Origin of the sequence: Antiquaquibacter soli (genome assembly GCF_030580675.1) — a bacterium.
In the GTDB taxonomy this organism is placed as follows: Bacteria; Actinomycetota; Actinomycetes; order Actinomycetales; family Microbacteriaceae; genus Rhodoglobus; species Rhodoglobus soli.
On the sequence record NZ_JAUQUB010000001.1, the window covers coordinates 1,321,923 to 1,341,932 of the forward strand.

A 20,010-nucleotide genomic window follows, 5' to 3' on the forward strand; every position below is an offset into this window, starting at 1 on the left:
CTCGGAGAGGACGGAATGGTGTTACGCCTTATCGTACCAATCGGCGGGCCACGGACCGGCAGCCGCCTCCGGGCCGGTGATGCGGCGGGCGCGGTCGAGCCGACGCTCACGACGGACGCGGCGGCGCTCCCGTCGAGCACAGCGGCGGGCGTCCTCGCGCGCGCGCGCATCGCTCACCGCGGCGAGGACGGCGAGCTGCGGCCGCACGAGCTCCGCATCCGCCGCATCCAGGATGGCCCCGCGTTCCGCGAGATCGGCGACATCGCCGAGCAGGCGCAAGAACTTGCGGAACAGCCACCATGCGAGTGTGGCGAGAACGACCACCAGAACTAGGACGAGCCCCGACCACAGCAGCACCCAGCCCCACCAATCGATCACGGTCGGCTCGAGTACCGCGCCGCACCGGCCGCGGCCCACTCGGCCACGACCGCTCGCGCCTCCGGCGGTGCGACCACTGTCGCGACCCCGGACATCCCGGCCATGAGCCGCTTGAGGCCGTGATAGTGCGAGACCCGGATGCTCGTGCGCACGCGATCTCCCACGTCGGTGCGCTCGGCGCCCTCGGGGATGTAGTCCGCCAGCAGGGCTACGGCGCCGGCGGCGATGTCGATCGTGACCGTGAGGTCGTCGGCCGAGCCCTCGAACAGGGTGTCCGGAAGGGTGACGTCGGTCGCTCCGTGGGCGATGGGCTTCTCGGTGATCCGCGGGCTGGAGATGCGGTCGAGGCGGAACGTGCGGACGGCCTCGCGCAAGTGGCACCAGCCCCGGAGGTACCAGTCGGCGTCGACCGACTCCACGCGCAGCGGATCGACGAGCCGGTGCTCCGACTCCCCTCTGGAGTTGAGGTAGTCGAACTCGAGCTGGACGCCGCGCTCGACGGACTCTCGAGCGAGCGCCAGGGTCTCGTCGGACTCCGAGGCCTCCACGGCGACCGGGCTCGGCACCGCCGATGCTCCTCGCGAGAGCTTCGACATGAGCGTCGCGATCGCGGTGCGGTCGGAGTGCTCTGGCAGCGCCGAGAGGTACTGGAGCCCCGCGATGAGCGCAGCGGCCTCCCGGGCCGAGAACCGCGGGGAGTCGTCGATCGCCACCATGTTGGTGAGCACGATCTGGTCGTTGTCCTCGAAGTCGTCCCACGCGATATCGAAGAGATCGCCGTGCTGGTACATCGCCGTCTCTCCGGGGATGCCCGACACGCCGATCAGGCGCACAGCATCCCGGATCTGCTCCGCCGGGACTCCGAAGTGCTCGGCGACCTCGGTGACGCTCACGCGGTCGTGGTCCATGAGGTAGGGCACGAGAGAGAGCAGGAACGCGAGCTTGTCCTGCGCGCGCTGGGGCTGGGGGCGATCAGCCATGGTCGGCCGCCGTTCTGTCGAGTCGCGAGCGGACCGCGTCGCGGAGGGAGGGCGGGGAGAGCACGAGGACCTCCGGCCCAAACGCCGCGAGCTCGTCCGCGAGGATGTTCTCGTCGGTGTAGTGCAGCTCGAGCGAGTTGTCGTCGACCGATCGGGTTCCACGCCGCTTGCCGAGTCGGGTCGCGGCATCGCTGCCCGGCTCGACTTCGACGACGGCGAGACGCTCCTCCCAGACCGCTTCCAGGCCGGCGAGAGCCTCGGCCGAGGGGTCGAGCTCGGGGGCGACGAACGAGCGGGTCGTGGTCTCCACCGGACTCACGATGCGACGGAGCAGGAACGTGCGGGTGGTCCCGGACTCCGGCTCGTCCGCGTAGAGGTGCCACCGCCCCTGGTGCTGGACGAGGGCGAGGGGGTTGACGGTGCGCACGCGGGGCGCCTCCTCACCCGGCTTGAGGTAGGAGAAGCGCACCTGCAGGTGCCGCTCGAGGGCGTCGCTGAGCGGCTCGAAGGCCGCCTCGCGCACGCGCACCCGGGGGGCGTAGCCGAGCACCGGCTCCGTCGTCGTCACGCCGAGCGAGCGCAGCTTCATGATCGCACGACGGGACTGGCCCGACAGGGAGCCCTCGCGCCACACCATCGCCGCGAGGTTGAGCAGCGTCGTCTCCTCCGGGGAGAAGCGCACGTCGCTCGGCAGCTGGTAGGCCCCCCGCGGGATGCGGTACCGGAGGTTCTGATTGTTGCCCGACTGACCGGGGGCTTCGATCGTCTCCAACGGCACTCCGAGCTCTCGGATGTCGTCCTTGTCGCGCTCGAACTGGCGCTCGAGGTTGGAGTTGTCGCCGGAGGCCGAGTACTTCTGCCGGTAGCCCTGAACGGTCGACAGTATCTCGGTCTTGGTGAGCCCCGCATCGGTCGCGAGCAGCGCGAGGACGAGGCTGAACAGCCTCTCCTCGACGGGGATCCTCTGCGATGAACTGGCCACGGTCAATCCTAAAGTGTTGTCTGACACCCGGCCTGTGTCGTGCTGTCTGGTGGTGCTACTCCGCGATGCCGAGCACGTCAATAACGTAGACGAGCGTCGAGTCCCCCGGGGCGACAATGAGCAATTGCGATCCGACCGGGGCGCCGACAATGGCGTCCTTGACGGCCCCGGTGATCGTCGTGCCGGTCGAGTCGGCGCCGTCGAGCGGGACGATCTTCGGCGAAGCGGTCCACGTCGACTCGGTCACTGATGCGGCTCCCCACGCCACCGTGGAGTAGTGGATCACGACGGAGTCGCCGTCCTCGACGACGGTACCGGAACCCCGCTTGAGGAAGTCAGCGCGGAAGTCGGTGAGCGGGGTGTCGGGGAAGGTGAATCCCGGCTGGCCGTTCGGCGCGAGCACGATCGCGGGCATCCCGTCCTGAGCGATCTGGTCGGCCCCGTTGGCCCGACCGAGGAAGGCGTCGGTGACGTCGGTGACGACGACGAGCGTGGCATCCGGGGCGATGCTGCCGCCGATGCCCTCCTCGCCGAAGAGCTGCTGGTTGGTGCCGGTCATGACGACGCGCGAGCCCACCTCGGCGCACGCGAGGGCGTCCGCGAACGGGAGCACGAAGTCGGTCGAGCTCGCGAGCAGGGGAACGGCAACGAGCGGGGAATCGCCGCCGAGGGCCTCCCCGGTCTCACCGTCGTAGACGCTCACGGTGCCGTACGCGATGCCGCCGGGCGGGACATCCTTGCCGTCTCCCTCGCGGATCTGCGCGGTCTCCGCCTTCGTCGACACGAGCGGCGTCGGGAACTCGGCGGCGGGGTCCTTGCCGAAGCTGCCTTCGGCCGTCACGAGCGCGGCGTTGCCGCTCGGCCCGCAGTCGGCGAACGTCGACGGGCTCGACGCGCACGCCGACAGGGAAACGAGCACACCGGCGGACACGACGATGCTGGCGAGCTTGCGCACTGACACGGTTCTCCTTGAGGGGTTCGGCGCGGTGGGGTTCGGCACCGCAAACACTCTACTGCCCGTCCGGGCCCGGCTCGGCCCCGGCGGCGCGGGCCGCCGCCTGCGCCTCCCGAGCCGCTCGACGCAGGCTCTTGTCGCTCCCCGGACGCTGCCCGAGGGAGCCGGGAGTCCACAGCTCGACGTCCTCGTCGGAGTAGTCGGACTTGGATGCTCGCCGCTTGAGCGCCGGAAGCACGGCCCCGGGCGCAAGGCGTCGCGCGGTGATCAGGAACCCCGTGTGGGCGACCATCCTGTGGTCCGGGCGCACGGCCAGTCCCTCGACGTGCCAGCCGCGCACCATCGTCTCGGTCGGGTCCGGGTCGGTGAACGCCCCCGTCGCGCGGATCGCCTCCGCGACGCGGGAGAGCTGCGTCACTGTGGCGATATAGCAGAGGAGCACTCCCCCGGGCGTGAGCGCGTCTGCGACGACGTCGAGGCACTCCCACGGGGCGAGCATGTCGAGCACGACGCGGTCGACGGTTCCCGGCTCCACCGCGCCCGGGAGCGTCTCCTGCAGATCGCCGACCGTGACGGACCAGTTCTCGGGTACCGCCCCGAGGAATGCGCCGACGTTGCCGCGCGCGACGTCGGCGAACTCGTCGCGGCGCTCGAACGACAGGAGGCGCCCGTCGGGGCCGACGGCGCGCAGCAGCCATAGAGAGAGCGCCCCCGACCCCACTCCGGCCTCGACGACCGTCGCGCCGGGGAAGATGTCGGCGTGCGCGAGGATCTGAGCCGCGTCCTTGGGGTAGATGATCGCGGCGCCGCGCGGCATCGACATCACGAAGTCGGTGAGCAGGGGGCGCAGGGCGAGGTACTCGATACCGTTGCTCGACACGACGACCGAGCCATCCGGGGCTCCGATCACGACGTCGTGGCTGAGCACTCCCTGATGCGTGTGGAACTCGCCGCCCTGCTCGAGCGTCACGGTGTTGAGGCGGCCCTTCGGGCCGGTGAGCTGGACGCGGTCCCCCGCGCGGAAGGGACCGCTCTGCCGGCGCACGGCGCCGCTCACGGCGCTCCCACGACGGCGGAGAGGTCGGCGACGGTGCGGCCGGCGAGAGTGTCCCAGAGGTGGTGGGCCGGGGCATCCGACAGGTCGATGAGGAACGGGACGCCGATCGCGACCATCCCCGCGGCGGCGGCGGAGGAGACACCGGGGGGCGAGTCCTCGAGCGCCACGGAGCGGGCCGGGTCGACTCCGAGCAGCTCCGCAGCCCGCAAGTACGGCTCCGGGTGCGGCTTCGAGTGGGTCACGTCGTCGCCGGAGACGACGGCGTCGAATCCCACGAAGCCGAGCTGGTCGGCGACGTGGTGGGCCATGCGGCCGATCGACATCGTGACGAGCCCCGTCGGGATGCCCTGCTCCCGCAGCGCCACGAGCAGCTCCCGCGCTCCCGGCCGCCACGGCACGCCCTTCTCGACGAGCTGCTCGAGCACGCGGTCGGTGAGGCGGTCGATGATCTCCGTCTCTGAGAGCGTGACGCCCTTCGCCTGGATGATGCGCGCCGAGTGGAACAGTCCCGACCCGACGAGCTGCATCGCCTCCTCGTGCGTCCACGAGCCGCCGAACTCCTCGATCAGGGCAGTCTCGGCAGCGATCCAATAGGGCTCGGTGTCGACGAGGGTGCCGTCCATGTCCCAGAAGACTGCGGCGGGCGGGTGGGGAGGAGTCACAACCGACAATCGTAGTTCTATCCTTGGAGGATGCCCGATCATGAGACCTTCGCGCAGAGGCGGCTCCTCGTCGTCGCCTTCGAGGGCTGGAACGACGCGGGCGAGGCGGCGAGCGGCGCGGTGCGCACCCTCAAGGACGCCCTCGACCTCTACCCCATCGCCGAGGTGGACCCCGAGGACTACTTCGACTACCAGTTCAACCGGCCCTCGGTCGTCACGGACGAATCCGGCAACCGCGCGATCGTGTGGCCCGGGGTGACCATCTACGGCCCCTCGCGACCGAATGCCGGCCGCGGCGCTCCCCTCGCGGAGGACGCGCAGCTCGACGTGAGCGGCGACAACGGCGCCAACATCTACCTCCTGCTCGGCACCGAGCCGTCGCGGGGCTGGAAGACCTTCACGCGCGAGGTGCTCGAGACTGTCGAGGCGAATGAGATCGGCGGCATCGTCTTCCTCGGTGCGATGCTCGCGGATGTCCCGCACTCGAGGCCCATCTCCCTCTTCACGAGCAGTGAGAACGCCGACGTGCGCGCCGAGTTCGGCATGGAGCGCAGTATGTACGAGGGGCCGGTCGGCATCCTCTCCGTGCTCGCCGACGCGGCGGAGCGCGCGGGCATCCCCACGCTCTCGGTCTGGGCCTCGGTGCCGCACTACGTGCACAACGCGCCCTCCCCCAAGGCGACCCTCGCGATCGTGGACAAGCTCGAGGAGATCATCGACGTCGTGATCCCCCGCGGCGACCTCGTGAGCGAGGCGGCCGCCTGGGAATCCGGCATCGACGCGCTCGCGGGCGACGACGACGACATGGCCTCCTACATCGAGCAGCTCGAGCAGGCCCGCGACACCGTCGACTCCCCCGAGGCGAGCGGCGAGGCGATCGCGCAGGAGTTCGAGAAGTACCTGCGCCGCGGCGGCGACAAGCCCGAGGGCGGCGCGGCGGGCGACGAGCCCTGGCGACCGGCGCCCTAGTCCTTCGCTACAGCGGGTTCAGGATGCCGAGCGACAGCAGCACGAGGAGCGTCGCCCCGAGCAGGATCCGGTAGATCACGAACGGCAGGAACGACCGCTTCTCGATGTAGCGCATCAGGAAGGCGATGACCGCGTAGCCCACGACGAACGCGACCACGGTCGCGACGCCGGTCTCGGCGTAGCCGTAGGCGCCCTCGGGTTCGCCGAAGCTGTGCACGAGCTCGTAGAGACCGCTGCCGAACACCGCCGGGATGGCGAGCAGGAAGCCGTAGCGCGCAGCGGCGGGTCGCGTGTAGCCGAGCGCCCGACCCGCGGTCATCGTCGCGCCGGAGCGGGAGACGCCGGGGATGAGCGCGAGCATCTGCGCCACGCCGATGATGACGCCGTCGCGGTAGCTCAGGTCGAGGATCGACTTCTCGCGCTTCGCGAGCAGGTCGACGACTCCGAGGATGATGCCGAAGACGATGAGTACGATCGCGACGAGCCACAGGGACCGGAAGACCGAGCGGATGTAGTCCTGCGCGAAGTAGCCGACGAGCACGATCGGGATTGTGCCGATGATGATCAACCAGCCGAGGCGCACGTCGGGGTGCGACCGGTCGATGACCTCGGCGTGGGCCCCCTTCTGCCCACCGAACTGCTGGAACCACCGCGTGATGATGCGCACGATGTCCCGGCGGAAGTACAGCAGGACCGCGAGCTCGGTGCCGAGCTGGGTGATCGCGGTGAAGGTCGCCCCCGGGTCCTGCGCGGAGGGCAGGAACTCGCCCGCGATGCGCAGGTGCGCGCTGGAGGAGATCGGCAGGAACTCCGTGAGGCCCTGGATGAGGCCGAGGATGATCGCCTCGATGAAGCCCATGGAACGGATCTCCTAGTAGGTCAGCAGCAGGTCGGTCAGAACCCGCCTGCCAAAGACTAGTGCGTCGAGCGGGACCCGCTCGTCCACCCCGTGGAACATCGCGGGGAAGTCGAGCTCGGGCGGGAGCTGCAGGGGCGCGAAGCCGTAGCCGCGGATGCCGAGCTTCGCGAGCGCCTTGTTGTCGGTGCCCCCCGACAGGAGGTAGGGCAGCACCGGGGCGCCCGGGTCGTGGACTCCGAGCGCGGAGACCATCGCGTCGACGAGGGGGCCGTCGAACGTGTTCTCCAGGCCGATGTCCCGGTGCAGCACGACGATCTCGATGTCGTCGCCGACGAGGCCGCGGATCTCCTCGAGAACCGCATCCTCGTCTCCGGCGAGCGTGCGGATGTCGACGAGCGCCTCCGCGGTATCCGGGATGACGTTGTGCTTGTAGCCGGCCTTCAGCAGCGTCGGGTTGCTCGTCGTCCGCAGTGTCGCCTGGATGAACCCCGCCGCCGTCCCCGTCGACAGCACGAGCTCGTCCGGACCCACTCGCTCGGGGTCGACGCCCATGATCCGCGCGAGCTCCCCCAGGAGCTGCTCGGTCGTCGCCGTGAGCTGAACCGGCCACTCCCGGGAGCCGATCGCGGCGATCGCGTGAGCGAGCTTCGTGACGGCGTTGTCGCGGATGACGCGGCTGCCGTGAGCGGCGGTGCCGCGAGCCACGAGCTTGATCCAGACGAGGGCCTTCTCCCCCGTCTGCAGCAGGTAGGAGCGCCGTCCGTTCAGGTGAACCGAGTAGCCGCCGACCTCGCTGATGGCCTCGATAGCCCCCTCGAAGAGGTCGGGGCGGTGATCGACGACGTAGTGCGAGCCGAACACTCCCCCGTTCTCCTCGTCGGAGAAGAACGCGACGACCAGGTCGCGCTCGGGCTGCCGACCGCTCCCGAGGATGTCCTGCAGCGCGGCGACGATCATCGCGTCCATGTTCTTCATGTCGACGGCGCCGCGCCCCCACAGCATCCCGTCCCGAACGGTGCCCCCGAACGGGTCCACCGTCCAGTTCGTCGGGTCGGCCGGGACGACGTCGGTGTGGCCGTGCACGACGAGCGCCGGCTTGGACGGGTTGCGACCCGGTACGCGCGCGAGAACGCTCGTGCGACCGGTCGCGGCATCCACGTATTCCGTCGTCAGGCCGAGGTCCTCGAGGAGCGCGCCCAAGTACTCGGCGGCGTCGGTCTCGCCATTCGAGCGCCCCTCGCCGTAGTTCGTGGTATCGAAGCGGATGAGCTCCTGGGCGATTCGGGCGGTCGAGTCCAACTCGTCACGGGGTGGCATTCGACCACGCTATCAGCGTGCTATTCTCTTTCTTCGGTAGTCCTGATGAAGGACGATCCACTGCGCGCGGATGGCGGAATTGGCAGACGCGCTAGCTTGAGGTGCTAGTGCCCGTATAGGGCGTGGGGGTTCAAGTCCCCCTTCGCGCACACACGACTGAAGGCGTCACCCTAGGGTGGCGCCTTCCGTCGTTTCGCGATCCAGGACGGACCGCTGGAGGCCTCGGGTCGCCGCCCTACTCTTTCCCCGCGCGCTTGTAGTCGGGGTCGCCGTAGGAGGCGGTCACGAGGATCGGGATGTGGTCGCTCGACCCGCGGGCGAGCGTCTCGACGCTCTCGATCGTGAAGCCCTGCGACGTCACGAAGTCGAAGTGTCCGCGGAAGAACTTGTACGCCGTGTACGTCCTCCGGTCGCTCAGCGAGAGGTCGTACCCCGTCTTCGCGACGCGCTCGCCGAGGTCGTCCTTGAACAGCGGGTAGTTGTAGTCGCCCACCATGATGATGGGTGCGCCGGAGCCGAGCTGCTGGAGGAGCTCGTGCGCCGCCGTGATCTGCTCGCGTCGGAGCGAGTTGAGCGCCGTCAGGGGGGCCGCGTGGAATGACGCGAGCACGAGCTCGTGACCGCTCTCGCGGTCGACGAGGCGGGAGCCGACGAGTCGCTCGGGCGTCGGCGAGAAGATGAGGTCGTGGAGCGACTTCTTCAGCTGGTAGGAGCGGGTCTCGAGGTGCTCGTAGCGCTCCTTGCGGTAGTAGACCGCCAGACCCAGGCGGTTGTTCTGGGTCGACCCCGCCAGGTGGAGCCCGCCGATCTCCGTCGGCAGGTCGCTCGAGAACGCCTCTTGCAAGCAAATCGCATCGAGATCCGCCGTCTCGGAGAGAGCGGCGAGCTCGCCGATCGCGCGGTGCTTTCGGAGGTTGTAACTGATGACCCGGATCACTGAACCGATTCTCTCTTCTCGAAACGAAGACTCCAGCCTAAGTCTCCGGATGGGTGTTCGGTGCGGAGCGCCCGCGGGATAGGAAACGGTAGGCGACCCCGATCACGAGCACGGCGGCCCCGACCGCGATCGAGCCCCACGGGAGCGTCGCGACGAGCGCGAGGCACCCGGCCCCACCCGTGACCGCGAGCACGCGCGGGAAGCGACGCTGGACGGACGGCTGGGTGAGCGCGGCCGCGTTCGCGACGAGGTAGTAGACGAGGACCCCGAACGAGGAGAAGCCGATCGCCCCGCGCAGATCCACAACCGCGATGACGGCGCACACCACGACCGCCAGCACGATCTCGGCGCGGTGCGGCACCGAGTATCTCGGATGCACCGCCGCCAACCAGCGCGGCAGGTCCCCCTCGCGCGCCATCGCCAGCGTCGTCCTGCCGATCCCGGCGATGAGCGCGAGCAGCGCCCCGAGCGAGGCGGCGGCGGCCCCGAGCCGCACGACGGGACCCGCCCAGCCCCACCCCGCGGCCTCGACGGCGTCCTCGAGCGGGGTCGCGCTCGCCGCGGTGCCGGCCGAGCCGAGCATCCCGAGCACCGCGACGGCAACGGCGGCGTAGACCACGACCGCGAGCCCGAGAGCGAGGACGACGGCGCGCGGGATCGTCCGGGCCGGGTCGACGACCTCCTCCCCGAGCGTCGCGACGCGCGCGTAGCCGGCGAACGCGAAGAACAGCAGTCCGGCCGACTGCAGGATGCCGTACGGTCCGCTCGCGACGAGGTCGAGCGGTGCGGACAGCGCAGGCAACCCCGACGCCGCCCCGGCTGCCACGACGCCGGCGAGGACCACGAGCACGATGGCGACGAGGATCCGGGTGGCGAGGGCGGTTCGCGTGATGCCGAGAAGATTGACTCCTGCGAGACCGAGGACAGCGACGATCGCGACAGGCCGCTCCCAGCCCGCCGGAGCCGCATAGGCGGCGAACGTCATGGCCATCGCGGCGCAGCTCGCCGTCTTTCCGATGACGAACCCCCACCCCGCGAGAAATCCCCACCACGGACCGAGCCGCTCTCGACCGTAGACGTACGCGCCCCCGGCGACGGGGTAGACCGCCGCGAGCTGCGCGGTAGAGGTGGCATTGCCGAGGGCGACGACCGCGGCGATCGCGAGACCGATGAGCAGTCCGTTGCCCGCGGCTTGCGCAGCGGGCGAGAACGCGGCGAAGACCCCCGCGCCGATCATCGAACCCAATCCGATGAGGGTCGCGTCCGTGAGACCCAGGCGTCGGCTCAGAGCGGGCGGGGAGGTCACACGCGCACCCTACCCGGTGCGGGCGAACCGTTGGTGAACGGCCCGACCCGCTGTCGCCCTCCCCCGTTCGGGGGTAGCGTGGATCGCAAACCCGGAGGAGGAACCATGAGCGACACGACAGCCCCGGTCCCGGAGCGCAGCACGCGCGACGCCTCGCACCACCCCCGCCACCGCCGCGACGACGTGCCGGTCGACGGCGTCCGAGAGCCGGACATCACGGAGTTCGGGGAGAATCCCGACACCGAGCTCGCCAGCTGAGGCGAGGCGCGGTCGCTAGACGAATCGGATGCTCGACGCGAGCCTCGTGCGCACGTCGAAGAGCTCGTTCCCGCCGATGGGGGCCGCGCCGGCGATCCCGCCACGAAGGAGGGTCCCGAGAACGGATCGACGGACCGCGACGACGGCGGCGCCCCGCACCGAGCCGAGGGAGGCGATCGGCTCGTCGAGCGAGTCATCCGGAAGCACGACGACGAGTCCGGTGACCTTCACCCGCGCCTGACGCGAGAGAGCCTTCGCGCGCGCGGCGAGGTCGTGCACCGGGCGCTCATGACCGACCGCCTCGCCGATGAGCTCCCCGCGGCGCACCCGTACCGGTCCGCCGAAGTCCTCCGAGAGCAGGGCCCACAGACCCGTCGGGCCCAGCACGACGTGGTCGAGCTTGTCCTCGGGGTGGCCCGTCGCCACGTCGTGCCAGATGGTGAATCCGATGCCGAGGCCGCCGAGGATGCGAGCCGTCGCCTCCTCGGCGAGAGCGTCGGCGAGGGTGCGACGGATCTCCCGCGGTGCCGAGCGCACGAGTGCCGGATCGTAGGGGTCGTCGATGTCGACGCCCCGGCCGACCCACTCCCGCAACTGCTCGAGGTAGCGCTCGCGCCGCCAGCCGCCCGGATGCCCGTACGATCGTGCGCGCGGGCGGGTGTCCTGGCGCGGAGCAGTGGGGTTGGCGGTATAGACGGGGTGCCCCTCGGTGCCGGAGCGACCGGCGTCGTAGGCGGCGCGGTCCTCGACGGTGCCCACTCGCTCCCACGCGAGCTGCACCGCCGTGAAGCGCGCGGGATCGCCCCCGGTGTCCGGGTGGGTCTCCCGCAGCGCCTTCCGGAAGGCCCGCCGCAGCTCCTCCTGGGACGCGGATGCCGCGACCCCGAGCACCTCGTAGGGGCTCGAGTTCAGCGGGCTCTCGGGCATCGGCTCAGGATACCCAATTCGTGCTGAGCCATTCTCCAGCCTGGGGACGTAGATTGGTGACGTGACCACGATCAACGAGATCCCCCTCACCACGATCGACGGCGAGACGACGACTCTCGCCGAGTACCGCGACAAGGTGCTCCTCATCGTCAACGTCGCCTCCCGCTGCGGCCTCGCGCCCCAGTACGAGCAGCTCGAGGAGCTTCAGCGCACCTACGGGGAGCGCGGCTTCACGGTGCTCGGGTTCCCCAGCAACCAGTTCCTGCAGGAGCTGTCGACCGAGGACGCCATCAAGGAGTACTGCTCGACGACGTGGGGCGTCACGTTCCCGATGTTCGAGAAGGTGCGGCTCAACGGCAAGAAGGCGCACCCCCTCTACCAGGAGCTCACCCGCACCCCCGACGCCGCCGGGAAGGCGGGCAGGGTGAAGTGGAACTTCGAGAAGTTCGTCATCACCCCGTCGGGCGACGTGCACCGTTTCCGCCCCGATGTGCTCCCCGACGACCCCGCGATCGTGTCGGTGATCGAGGAGAACCTGCCGTGACCGCTCGAGAACTCAGCCACGAGCCCGACGAGCAGCGCTACACGCTCCGTCTCGACGGGCGCGTCGCGGCCATCGCCGACTACCGGGTCAACGGCAACTCCATCTCCTTCCACCACACCTACACCCAGCCGAACCTCCGCGGTCGAGGTCTCGCGGGCGAGGTCGTGTCGTTCGCCATGGACGACGTAGAGAAGAATTCCACCCGGCGCGTGGTTCCGATGTGCTGGTACGTCGCCGACTGGTTCGACGAGCATCCTGAGCGCGCGGGCCTGCTGACCCGCTGATGAGGCTGCTCCTGGTCAGGCACGGGCAGACGCCGAGCAACGTCGCCGGTCTCCTCGACACGGCAGCGCCAGGACCGGGCCTCACCGAGCTCGGTCATCGCCAGGCGGCGGAGATCCCGGATGCTCTGCGCTCCGATCCCGTCGACGGCGTCTGGGTGAGCTCTCTCCGGCGGACGCACCTCACCGCGGCACCGCTCGCCGCCGATCGTGGCCTCGAGGCGATCGAACTCCCCGGCATCCACGAGATCGCCGCCGGCGAGCTCGAGCTGCGTCGGGATCATGAGGCGGTACGCGTCTACCTCGAGACGGTGTTCTCGTGGGGACTGGGCGGACTCGACGTCCGCATGCCCGGAGGCGAGGACGGGCACGAATTCTTCGAGCGGTTCGACTCGTCCATCGCTCGGGTAGAGGCCAGTGGTGCCGGCGCCGCGGTCGTGGTCAGCCACGGGGCGGCCATCCGTGTCTGGGTCGCCGGTCGCGCCATCAATGTGCCGCCGTCGTTCGCCGCAGAGCACGACATCCAGAACACCGGTGTCGTCGAGCTCGACGGATCGAGCGACGCAGGCTGGACCCTGCTGTCGTGGCAGGGAACGCCCGTGGGCGGTTCCGACCTCATCGACGAGGACGCCGCCGACCCGACCGGCGAGTCGATCGACGACGCCCTCGACGAGGAGTGAGCCCTAGCGCTTGCGCTCGGTCTGCCGGAACAGGACCCCGGTGATGAGGAAGCCCGCACCGAGTGCGATCGTGACGATCTCGCCGAACTGGCCGAGCGAGAACAGGCCCGCGCGCGACAGGAGGAACAGCGCGGCGATGATGGCCGTCACGACGAACGCGATCGCTGAGCGGTTGACGATCTCCCGCCCGGTGTAGAGCACGATCGCCCCGACGAGAGTGCCGAGCGCGGCGAGAACGATCCCGATGGTTCCCACTACCCCCGGAACCGCGATGCCCACGTTGGTCAGGACGAGGATCGCCCAGCCGAGCGCACCGGCGAAGAGGGCGACCTTGGTCACGGCGCTGGTGACGGCACCGAGGGCGAGGATCACCAGGCCCACCGTGATCGCCGCGTAGGCGATCGGGTAGAGCCACGGAACAGAGACGCCGACGAACGGCAGCAGGGCGGCGAGCAGGAGCGCAGCTCCCGCGACGATGAAGGCGATGCCGGCAGTGGCGCGGCGGGATCGGGAGAGAGCAGCCATGGCCTACAACCTACTCGTGCGCGAACCACGGGGGATAGACCGCGACCTTCGGTCGGAACGGCGACCCGGCCAGCATCCCTCGCACGTCATCGCGCGCGGGCTCGTGGGCGACCCCGATGAGCTGGATCGCCGAGAGCTCGACGCGGTCGGGGGCGAGCGCCTCGGCGGCGGCGCGGGCTTCCGGGTCGTCGTGCAGCCGCACGAGCATCCGTTCGGCCTCCGCCCCGCTGGCGAAGCGGGTGTAGGTGCCGGCGGCGTCCCCGTCGGCGATGACCGCGTCCGGGCCGAGCGCGGCCACCGTCGAGACGAGCACGACGAAGTCGGCGGGCACGGATGCCCGTGCCGCCGCCGACCAGCGGGGCTCCGCCGCTCCCCCGCGCAACTGCGCCCACGTGTCCGAGTCGGGTGCGAGGCTGAAGGCGACGAATCGGTCGACCCGGGAGCCGGGCGCCACCTCCGCTGTGGCGCGCAACTCGCGGGCAAGATCAGAGCTCACGTCGACGACCGGCTCGGCACCCGCCACGAGAGCACCCGACTCGAGGATCGCGGGCAGGTTACGGAGGTGCGTGACGTGGTAGACGCGCAGCTCCCCCGTCCTCAGCATCGCCGGCCGCGACGAGGCCGAGGACCTCGACGCGCTCGACGATCGTGGCGAGTCAGCGGTGGACCGCGGTGCTCGGACGGGCGCTGCGCGGCGTGCGGGCTGCGGCTTCTCCTTCGGGAAGCACACGTCGCACATCGTGCCCTCCAGGCCGTGGATGCACTCGCTCATCGCTGTGCCCGAGCCGAGGAGGCGGGAGAGCGGTCAGGGCGGGGGCTGGCGGTGGGACTCACCCTCCCATCCTCGCACCGGCTCCGATACGGTAATGCCATGACTGATTCCAGCTCGCCTTCGTCTCCCGTCACCGACCCCGCCGAGGAGATCTCCGAGGAGCTCTCCGAGCCCCTCGCGGAGCTCAGCATCGGCCCGTGGTGGTGGGTGCTCATCCGCGGCATCCTGGCCGTCGCCTTCGGGGTCATCGCCCTGTTCTCGCCGGGTGCGGCCCTCTGGGCGATCGCCATCGTGTTCGGCGCCTACGCGATCGTCGACGGGATCACCGAGATCGCGCACGCCGTGCACGTGCGCAAGACGCTCAAGCGCTGGGGCTGGCTGCTGTTCGCCGGAATCGTCTCGGTCCTGGCGGGCATCGCGGCCCTCGTGCTGCCCGGGCTCGCGGCGGCGTTCGGCGCCCTCTTCCTCATCTGGACGATCGTCTTCTACAACGTCATGCACGGCGCAACGGTCATCGGCTCCGCCTCGGGTGCCGAGGCGAAGGGCAGGGGCTGGGCGATCTTCGCGGGAGTCGCGAGCATCGCGTTCGGCGTCATCCTCGCGATCCTGACGTTCGTGACGCCCGGTGCGGCCATCCTCGGCCTCATCTTCGCTGTCGGCATCTACGCGATCGTCTTCGGCGTGATGCTCGCCGTTGCCGCGATCACTGCTCGCGCGAGCGGCAAGAAGAACCTCACGGTGCAGTCGGTCTGATGCGGATCAGCTGATCCGACTCATCGGATGCTCGGGCGTCGGGGCTTCGCTCCGGCGCCCGAGCGCGTTTCAACGCCCGCCGCCCCCGCCGCGCAACTCGCGCTTCGCCGCTCGCTCCGATTTGACGCGCGCGTTCTCCTCCTGAACCCCGGCGTGGGTGGCGCGCTCCGCGACGAGCCACTCGGGCTTGTGCTCGAGGAGCGCTTTGATCTCGGCAGTAGTCATGACGTCAGGGGCGCCTGCGCGGGCGAGCCCCGACGTGGAGATCCCGAGCTTCTGGGCGACGACCTGCTTCGGGTGCGGACCGTTGCGTCGGAGCTCGTCGAGCCACTCGGGCGGCGACTCCAGGAGCTCGGCGAGCTGGGCGCGAGTGATCTCCCCCTCGCGGAAGCTCTCGGGGGTGGCGGGCAGGTAGATCCCGAGCTTCTTCGCCGCGGTCGCGGGCTTCATGGTCTGTTCCGGCACGCCTCAAGGGTAGCCTGATCGCGTGGCAGAGCCCTTCGTCGTCGCGTTCGTGCTGGGGGTCACCCCCGGCAAGTGGGCGCGCATCTGGGAGGAGCGGCTGCCGGAGCATCCGCTCTTCCTCGAGCCGCTCGCGCCCGGCGACGCGCTCGCCGGAATCGAGGCAGGCACTGTGCACGCGGCGTTCGTCAGATTGCCCGTGGACGACGCCGAATTGAGTTCGATCCCCCTCTACGAGGAGCAGCCGGTCGTCGTCATGCCGAAGGACCACGTTCTCTCGGTGCTGGATGCGGTCTCCCCTGCCGACCTCTCCGACGAGACTCTGCTCGACGGCGAGTGGACGGAGACGATCGAACTCGTCGCAGCGAACGTCGGGGTCGCGACCATGCCCCAGTCGGTGGCCCGCGCGCTGAGTCGGCGGGATGTCGTGACCCGTCCCGCCGTCGAGGCGCCGACCACGCGCGTTGCGCTCGTCTGGCGGACGGATGCCGCGACCCTCCTCACCGAGGAGTTCATCGGCATCGTGCGCGGCCGCACGGCCAACAGCTCGCGCGGGTCGGCGAAGGAGGCATCTGCGGAACCGCCTCCCCGGAGGGACCCGACGCCGCGCCGAGCGACGAAGCCGGGGCGCACGTCGAAGGTCACGCCGACTCCGCGGGGAAAGCGACCCAAACGACCTAAGGGGCGCTGATCCCGAAGAGCCCGATGATGAGGCCCATCACGAGGATCGTGACGAGCTCGTGGCCGATGGTGAGCGTCGTGAGGCTGGCGGGTCGGCGCTCGAAGGCGTCGTGCGTGATCACGCGGGCGGCCGTGAACCCCGCCCACAGGATCGTCGCCGTGACGAGCGTGTTGACGAGGAAGTTGCCGCCGTAGAAGTTCTGGGCGATCGCGGCTGCCCCGGCGAGGACGAGTGCCGTGACGAAGCTCACGATGACGGTCACGATGATCGCGCCCACTCCGTTGCCCATCGTGGACTCGTCGATCTTCGCCAGTCGCATCCAGCGGCGTCCGAAGACCGCTTTCGCGTACCAGATCGAGCCGACCACCATGCTGGAGACTGTCGCGAGGACGACCGCGAGCCAGTTGATCTCGGGGACCATGAAGCACCTCCTTGTGTTCGATGGCGCCAGGGTAGCGCGCGGCATGCCCGCCGGAACAGACCGGCTCAGCCGGATGGTGTCCCCTCCCCGTGCTCGCTTACGTAGGCGTCGAAGTCGCCCTGTGACTGGAGGATGCAGAAACGGTTGCCTTCCGGATCGGCCAGCCTGACCCACGAAGTGCCCGTGGGTGTCGGAAGCTCGGTAGCGCCGAGGTCGAGAGCGCGGCGAACACTGTCGTCCCGGTCATCCGGACGCAGGTCCAGATGAAAGCGGTCTCGCCCCGTCCCGGCTGTGTCGCCGGGTGCGAACAGCAGGCGCGGGCCCGATCCGGTGGGGTCCCCGATCTCTACTGAATCGGTGTGATTGGGCATCACGACGTAGTCGAGCAGTTCCGCCCAGAAACGAGACAGCCGGGCGGGGTCTCGAGCCTCGATGGTCACGGTATGGACCCACAACTCTGCCATCGCCCCACTGTGGCGAAGTGGCGTCGGCGGATCAAGGGCTTGGCCAGGCGGTGGGACGATCGCCGGGCGCGATGCGTGGGGAGAGTACGACACGTCCATCGAAGCTGTGTTCTCTTCAGGTCGGGTCCCTCAGCCGCTACGGTGGGCGGGTGACAGTCTCTCCCGCTCCGCGGCGGGGCGCCCGGCTCGGCGGCTGGGCCCTCGTGCTCGCGATCCTCGGCCCGCTCTGGCTGGCGCTCACCGGGGTGCTCTTCGTTGCCGCCTTCAGCGGCCCGGACGCCGTGGGGTGGGCTGCCACTGCCCTCTTCTTTCTCGGCTTTTTGGTGATTCCCGGCTCGGGACTGGTCGCCGTCGGGCTCGGCATCGCCGCCCTCGCGGCCAATCGTGCAGCGGGCAAGGTCATGGGCAGCCTCGCACTTCTGATTGTCGTCGGGGCGATCGTGCTCGTGGTCTGGGTGATCACCTCGGGCATCGCGAGCGGCTTCTCGCTCGTGTAGGCGTCGAGCGGCTCGACACGCCGACCACTGTCGGTGGCGATTGACACCATCGAAGCTATGTTCGACCATGGAAGGGTGTCCACCGCCCTCGCTTCGCCGACCCCGCCCGGGCAGTCCGCTGCTCAGGTGGAGGAGTTGCGGGCGCGCATCCGGCAGATGCAGTCGACGAAGCTCGAGAGCCGGGGCATCCCCACTCACCCCGCGATCGCCGAACTGCTGCCCGGCGGCGGGCTCAAGCAGGGTGCCGCCTACTCGGTTGACCGCTCGGCGATGCTGCTCATGACCCTCCTCGCCGCGCCGTCGGCTGCGGGGCTCTGGTGCGCGGTCGTCGGGGTTCCCGAGTTCGGCGTCGAGGCGGCGGCCCAATTCGGCATCGACCTCGAGCGGCTCGTGCTGATCCCGCATCCCGGCGACCAGTGGCTCGCGGTCACGGCCGCTGTCGCCGACGTCATGGGCGTCGTGGTGACTCGTCCCCCCGCCCGGTCGAGCGACTCGAGCGTGGCCCGGCTCACGGCTCGGCTGCGCCAGAACGGTACGACCCTGCTCGTGCTCGGCGCCTGGCCCCAGACCGAGGCCATGCTCTCCCTGAGCGACACGCGATGGCACGGCATCGGAGAGGGGCACGGCCACCTCTCCGCCCGTGAGGCCACCGTCACGGTATCGAGCCGCACCGCGGGCCGCCCCCGCAGCGCACGGGTGTGGCTACCTGCGGCCGATGCGACGGTGAGCCGCGTGACGTCGGCCTCGAGACCTGTCGCAGTTCCCGTCCCGCCTCTCCGGGTGGCGGGATGACCGCTCCCCCGCTCGAGCCGCCCCGGGTCATCGTGCTCTGGTGCCCCGACTGGCCGGTCACGGCAGCGCGCACCGCCGCCGGGCTCGGACCCGAAGCACCGGTCGCCCTCGTCGACAAAGGCCGTGTGCTCGCGTCATCGCCCGCCGCTCGGGCGGAGTCGGTGCGCCGCGGCATCCGGGTTCGGGAAGCCCAGGCGCACTGCCCCGACCTCGTCGTCCTCGAGTACGACGCGGCCCTCGACGCGCGGGCCTTCGAGCCGCTCGTCGCCGCCATCGAGGAGCTCACGCCCGGAGTCCAGGTGCTGCGCCCGGGGATGTGCGCCGTGCGCGTGCGCGGCGCGGCGCGCTACTACGGGGGCGAGCGCGCCGCGGCCCTCGCACTCGTGTCGCGGCTCGACGAGCTTGGCGCGGGCGGAGCACGGGCGGGAGTCGCCGACGGCATCTTCACCGCCGAGCAGTCGGCGCGGCGCGCCGCCGAGCGCGTCGGGATCGTGCCCGCGGGCTCGGCTCGGCAGTTCCTCGACCCGCTCGATGTGGGGCTCCTCGAGGAAGCGGGAGCGGAACCCGCTACGAGCACCGTCACCCTGTTGCGGCGGCTGGGCATCCGTACGCTCGGGCAGTTCGCGGCGCTCCCGCCCTCGGACGTGCGCACTCGCTTCGGGGTGCAGGGCGCTCGGCTGCACGCGCTCGCGGCGGGCAGCGACAGCTGGCCGCTCGTCCCCCGCACTCCCCCGGACGACCTCGAGGCGGTCGTCGACTTCGAGCCGGCCCTCGAACTCGTCGAGCAGGTCGCGTTCGGGATCCGCACCGCCGCCGAGCGCTTCGTCGACGAACTCGTCGCGCGCCGACTCGTGGTGACCGCGATTCGCGTCGTGCTGCGCTCCGACTCGGGCGAGACGGCGGAGCGCACGTGGCAGCATCCCCGGTCCTTTTCCCCCGGTGACATCGTCGACCGCGTGCGCTGGCAGGCCTCCTCGGCGCAGTTGAGCGCCGGCATCACCCGCGTCGCGATCGCTCCAGAGGCCGTCGATGCGATCTCCCACCACGAGTCCGGGCTGTGGGGCTCGGGGCCGGATGAGCGCATCCACCACTCGCTGTCGCGCGTGCAGAGCATGCTCGGTCACGGCGCCGTGCTCATGCCCCGCGTCGGCGGCGGTCGCACCCTCGCCGACCGGCAGCGACTCGTCGCGTGGGGCGACCCCGCGGGCACCGCCACCGTGCGCGAGCCGTGGCCGGGTCAGCTGCCGGCGCCGCTGCCGGCGAGCGTCTTCACTCCGCGTCACCCGGTCGCCGTCGTCGATGCCGCGGGCGAACCCGTGATCGTGGGCTCGCGCGGCATGCCCTCGAGTGCCCCCGCCCGGCTCACCTCGGGTACGCGCACCCTCGAGCTCGGGGCCTGGGCGGGGCCCTGGCCGCTCGACGAGCGCTGGTGGGCTCCGGGGCAGGCCAGCCGCGCGTGGCGCTTCCAGGCGGTCGACTCGACGGGATGCGCGTGGCTGCTCGTGCTCGACGAAGCGGGCTGGTGGGTGGAGGCGCGCTATGACTAGGGA

26 protein-coding genes and 1 tRNA gene are annotated in these 20,010 nt (G+C 70.4%); 11 read left to right on the forward strand and 16 right to left on the reverse strand.

The window, feature by feature from the left end; genetic code table 11:
- Positions 1-21: 21 nt before the first annotated feature.
- From Q5716_RS06505 to Q5716_RS06530, 6 genes are read right to left on the reverse strand one after another with little or no spacing between them, the layout of a single operon-like run.
- Complete coding sequence (locus tag Q5716_RS06505) at positions 22-378, reverse strand: hypothetical protein (RefSeq protein WP_305002270.1); 357 nt, start codon at positions 376-378, stop codon at positions 22-24.
- Entirely contained in the window at positions 375-1,358 is a 984-nt protein-coding gene (locus Q5716_RS06510) for a helix-turn-helix transcriptional regulator (protein WP_305002271.1), read from the reverse strand. The genes Q5716_RS06505 and Q5716_RS06510 overlap by 4 nt, the downstream gene beginning before the upstream one ends.
- On the reverse strand, positions 1,351-2,346 hold the full coding sequence (locus tag Q5716_RS06515; RefSeq protein WP_305002272.1) for a helix-turn-helix transcriptional regulator: 996 nt from the start codon (positions 2,344-2,346) through the stop codon (positions 1,351-1,353). The genes Q5716_RS06510 and Q5716_RS06515 overlap by 8 nt, the downstream gene beginning before the upstream one ends.
- Before the next feature lie 49 nt (positions 2,347-2,395).
- On the reverse strand, positions 2,396-3,301 hold the full coding sequence (locus tag Q5716_RS06520; protein WP_305002273.1) for an FKBP-type peptidyl-prolyl cis-trans isomerase: 906 nt from the start codon (positions 3,299-3,301) through the stop codon (positions 2,396-2,398).
- A gap of 49 nt (positions 3,302-3,350) precedes the next feature.
- Positions 3,351-4,352: a tRNA (adenine-N1)-methyltransferase gene (locus tag Q5716_RS06525; RefSeq protein ID WP_305002274.1), complete on the reverse strand. Its 1,002-nt coding sequence runs from the start codon at positions 4,350-4,352 to the stop codon at positions 3,351-3,353.
- Positions 4,349-5,056: an HAD family hydrolase gene (locus Q5716_RS06530; protein WP_305002275.1), complete on the reverse strand. Its 708-nt coding sequence runs from the start codon at positions 5,054-5,056 to the stop codon at positions 4,349-4,351. Before Q5716_RS06530 ends, Q5716_RS06525 begins: the two co-directional genes overlap by 4 nt.
- Here Q5716_RS06530 and Q5716_RS06535 point away from each other — a divergent pair.
- Positions 5,045-5,983, forward strand: a complete 939-nt coding sequence (locus tag Q5716_RS06535; RefSeq protein WP_305002276.1) for a proteasome assembly chaperone family protein — start codon at positions 5,045-5,047, stop codon at positions 5,981-5,983. The two genes, Q5716_RS06530 and Q5716_RS06535, sit on opposite strands and share 12 nt — an antisense overlap.
- Positions 5,984-5,990: 7 nt before the next feature.
- On the opposite strand, the gene Q5716_RS06540 is transcribed toward Q5716_RS06535, so the two are convergent.
- A complete protein-coding gene (locus Q5716_RS06540; protein WP_305002277.1) occupies positions 5,991-6,842 on the reverse strand; it encodes an undecaprenyl-diphosphate phosphatase in 852 nt (283 codons plus the stop codon).
- A 12-nt stretch (positions 6,843-6,854) separates the two neighbouring features.
- Complete coding sequence (locus Q5716_RS06545) at positions 6,855-8,159, reverse strand: M20/M25/M40 family metallo-hydrolase (RefSeq protein WP_305002278.1); 1,305 nt, start codon at positions 8,157-8,159, stop codon at positions 6,855-6,857.
- A gap of 64 nt (positions 8,160-8,223) precedes the next feature.
- On the opposite strand from Q5716_RS06545, the gene Q5716_RS06550 reads away from it, so the two are divergent.
- Positions 8,224-8,308, forward strand: a tRNA-Leu gene (locus Q5716_RS06550).
- An 86-nt stretch (positions 8,309-8,394) separates the two neighbouring features.
- Here Q5716_RS06550 and Q5716_RS06555 read toward each other — a convergent pair.
- On the reverse strand, positions 8,395-9,093 hold the full coding sequence (locus Q5716_RS06555; RefSeq protein WP_305002980.1) for an endonuclease/exonuclease/phosphatase family protein: 699 nt from the start codon (positions 9,091-9,093) through the stop codon (positions 8,395-8,397).
- A gap of 40 nt (positions 9,094-9,133) precedes the next feature.
- Positions 9,134-10,402: an APC family permease gene (locus Q5716_RS06560; protein WP_305002279.1), complete on the reverse strand. Its 1,269-nt coding sequence runs from the start codon at positions 10,400-10,402 to the stop codon at positions 9,134-9,136.
- A 105-nt stretch (positions 10,403-10,507) separates the two neighbouring features.
- On the opposite strand from Q5716_RS06560, the gene Q5716_RS06565 reads away from it, so the two are divergent.
- On the forward strand, positions 10,508-10,660 hold the full coding sequence (locus Q5716_RS06565) for a hypothetical protein (protein WP_305002280.1): 153 nt from the start codon (positions 10,508-10,510) through the stop codon (positions 10,658-10,660).
- Positions 10,661-10,675: 15 nt separating this feature from the next.
- On the opposite strand, the gene Q5716_RS06570 is transcribed toward Q5716_RS06565, so the two are convergent.
- Positions 10,676-11,587 (reverse strand): J domain-containing protein, encoded by a 912-nt coding sequence (locus tag Q5716_RS06570; RefSeq protein WP_305002281.1) that lies wholly within the window; start codon positions 11,585-11,587, stop codon positions 10,676-10,678.
- 61 nt (positions 11,588-11,648) lie between these two features.
- On the opposite strand from Q5716_RS06570, the gene Q5716_RS06575 reads away from it, so the two are divergent.
- From Q5716_RS06575 to Q5716_RS06585, 3 genes are read left to right on the forward strand one after another with little or no spacing between them, the layout of a single operon-like run.
- A complete protein-coding gene (locus Q5716_RS06575; protein ID WP_305002282.1) occupies positions 11,649-12,131 on the forward strand; it encodes a glutathione peroxidase in 483 nt (160 codons plus the stop codon).
- A complete protein-coding gene (locus Q5716_RS06580) occupies positions 12,128-12,415 on the forward strand; it encodes a GNAT family N-acetyltransferase (protein WP_305002283.1) in 288 nt (95 codons plus the stop codon). The genes Q5716_RS06575 and Q5716_RS06580 overlap by 4 nt, the downstream gene beginning before the upstream one ends.
- Positions 12,415-13,092, forward strand: coding sequence for a histidine phosphatase family protein (locus Q5716_RS06585; protein WP_305002284.1), 678 nt, complete (start codon positions 12,415-12,417; stop codon positions 13,090-13,092). The genes Q5716_RS06580 and Q5716_RS06585 overlap by 1 nt, the downstream gene beginning before the upstream one ends.
- A gap of 3 nt (positions 13,093-13,095) precedes the next feature.
- Here Q5716_RS06585 and Q5716_RS06590 read toward each other — a convergent pair whose 3' ends face one another.
- Positions 13,096-13,617: a hypothetical protein gene (locus tag Q5716_RS06590; protein WP_305002285.1), complete on the reverse strand. Its 522-nt coding sequence runs from the start codon at positions 13,615-13,617 to the stop codon at positions 13,096-13,098.
- Positions 13,618-13,627: 10 nt separating this feature from the next.
- Entirely contained in the window at positions 13,628-14,389 is a 762-nt protein-coding gene (locus Q5716_RS06595; protein WP_305002286.1) for a DarT ssDNA thymidine ADP-ribosyltransferase family protein, read from the reverse strand.
- A gap of 99 nt (positions 14,390-14,488) precedes the next feature.
- Between Q5716_RS06595 and Q5716_RS06600 the strand changes: the two genes are divergently transcribed.
- Positions 14,489-15,142, forward strand: coding sequence for an HdeD family acid-resistance protein (locus tag Q5716_RS06600; RefSeq protein WP_305002287.1), 654 nt, complete (start codon positions 14,489-14,491; stop codon positions 15,140-15,142).
- Positions 15,143-15,211: 69 nt separating this feature from the next.
- Here Q5716_RS06600 and Q5716_RS06605 read toward each other — a convergent pair whose 3' ends face one another.
- On the reverse strand, positions 15,212-15,592 hold the full coding sequence (locus tag Q5716_RS06605; protein ID WP_305002981.1) for a DUF5997 family protein: 381 nt from the start codon (positions 15,590-15,592) through the stop codon (positions 15,212-15,214).
- Positions 15,593-15,629: 37 nt separating this feature from the next.
- Here Q5716_RS06605 and Q5716_RS06610 point away from each other — a divergent pair, with 37 nt between their 5' ends.
- Entirely contained in the window at positions 15,630-16,295 is a 666-nt protein-coding gene (locus Q5716_RS06610) for a LysR family substrate-binding domain-containing protein (RefSeq protein WP_305002288.1), read from the forward strand.
- Here the strand turns inward: Q5716_RS06610 and Q5716_RS06615 are convergent.
- Positions 16,282-16,707, reverse strand: a complete 426-nt coding sequence (locus Q5716_RS06615; RefSeq protein WP_305002289.1) for a DUF1761 domain-containing protein — start codon at positions 16,705-16,707, stop codon at positions 16,282-16,284. The two genes, Q5716_RS06610 and Q5716_RS06615, sit on opposite strands and share 14 nt — an antisense overlap.
- A 65-nt stretch (positions 16,708-16,772) precedes the next feature.
- Positions 16,773-17,171, reverse strand: a complete 399-nt coding sequence (locus Q5716_RS06620; RefSeq protein WP_305002290.1) for a VOC family protein — start codon at positions 17,169-17,171, stop codon at positions 16,773-16,775.
- A 149-nt stretch (positions 17,172-17,320) separates the two neighbouring features.
- Between Q5716_RS06620 and Q5716_RS06625 the strand changes: the two genes are divergently transcribed.
- The 3 genes from Q5716_RS06625 (at position 17,321) to Q5716_RS06635 (ending at position 20,007) form a co-directional block, all read left to right on the forward strand.
- Positions 17,321-17,668 (forward strand): hypothetical protein, encoded by a 348-nt coding sequence (locus tag Q5716_RS06625; protein WP_305002291.1) that lies wholly within the window; start codon positions 17,321-17,323, stop codon positions 17,666-17,668.
- A gap of 75 nt (positions 17,669-17,743) precedes the next feature.
- Positions 17,744-18,460, forward strand: a complete 717-nt coding sequence (gene imuA' / locus Q5716_RS06630) for a DnaE2-dependent mutagenesis accessory factor ImuA' (RefSeq protein WP_305002292.1) — start codon at positions 17,744-17,746, stop codon at positions 18,458-18,460.
- A complete protein-coding gene (locus Q5716_RS06635; RefSeq protein ID WP_305002293.1) occupies positions 18,457-20,007 on the forward strand; it encodes a DNA polymerase Y family protein in 1,551 nt (516 codons plus the stop codon). The genes imuA' and Q5716_RS06635 overlap by 4 nt, the downstream gene beginning before the upstream one ends.
- Positions 20,008-20,010 lie beyond the last annotated feature (3 nt).

Excerpts from the sequence above, each read along its gene's own strand:
- Q5716_RS06510 (WP_305002271.1), bottom strand. The coding sequence starts at position 1,358 with ATGGCTGATCGCCCCCAGCCCCAGCGCGCGCAGGACAAGCTCGCGTTC.
- Q5716_RS06535 (WP_305002276.1), top strand. The coding sequence starts at position 5,045 with ATGCCCGATCATGAGACCTTCGCGCAGAGGCGGCTCCTCGTCGTCGCC.
- Q5716_RS06530 (WP_305002275.1), bottom strand. The coding sequence starts at position 5,056 with ATGATCGGGCATCCTCCAAGGATAGAACTACGATTGTCGGTTGTGACT.
- Q5716_RS06540 (WP_305002277.1), bottom strand. The coding sequence starts at position 6,842 with ATGGGCTTCATCGAGGCGATCATCCTCGGCCTCATCCAGGGCCTCACG.
- Q5716_RS06545 (WP_305002278.1), bottom strand. The coding sequence starts at position 8,159 with ATGCCACCCCGTGACGAGTTGGACTCGACCGCCCGAATCGCCCAGGAG.
- Q5716_RS06565 (WP_305002280.1), top strand. The coding sequence starts at position 10,508 with ATGAGCGACACGACAGCCCCGGTCCCGGAGCGCAGCACGCGCGACGCC.
- Q5716_RS06570 (WP_305002281.1), bottom strand. The coding sequence starts at position 11,587 with ATGCCCGAGAGCCCGCTGAACTCGAGCCCCTACGAGGTGCTCGGGGTC.
- Q5716_RS06585 (WP_305002284.1), top strand. The coding sequence starts at position 12,415 with ATGAGGCTGCTCCTGGTCAGGCACGGGCAGACGCCGAGCAACGTCGCC.
- Q5716_RS06590 (WP_305002285.1), bottom strand. The coding sequence starts at position 13,617 with ATGGCTGCTCTCTCCCGATCCCGCCGCGCCACTGCCGGCATCGCCTTC.
- Q5716_RS06595 (WP_305002286.1), bottom strand. The coding sequence starts at position 14,389 with ATGAGCGAGTGCATCCACGGCCTGGAGGGCACGATGTGCGACGTGTGC.
- Q5716_RS06600 (WP_305002287.1), top strand. The coding sequence starts at position 14,489 with ATGACTGATTCCAGCTCGCCTTCGTCTCCCGTCACCGACCCCGCCGAG.
- Q5716_RS06605 (WP_305002981.1), bottom strand. The coding sequence starts at position 15,592 with ATGAAGCCCGCGACCGCGGCGAAGAAGCTCGGGATCTACCTGCCCGCC.
- Q5716_RS06615 (WP_305002289.1), bottom strand. The coding sequence starts at position 16,707 with ATGGTCCCCGAGATCAACTGGCTCGCGGTCGTCCTCGCGACAGTCTCC.
- Q5716_RS06620 (WP_305002290.1), bottom strand. The coding sequence starts at position 17,171 with ATGGCAGAGTTGTGGGTCCATACCGTGACCATCGAGGCTCGAGACCCC.
- Q5716_RS06635 (WP_305002293.1), top strand. The coding sequence starts at position 18,457 with ATGACCGCTCCCCCGCTCGAGCCGCCCCGGGTCATCGTGCTCTGGTGC.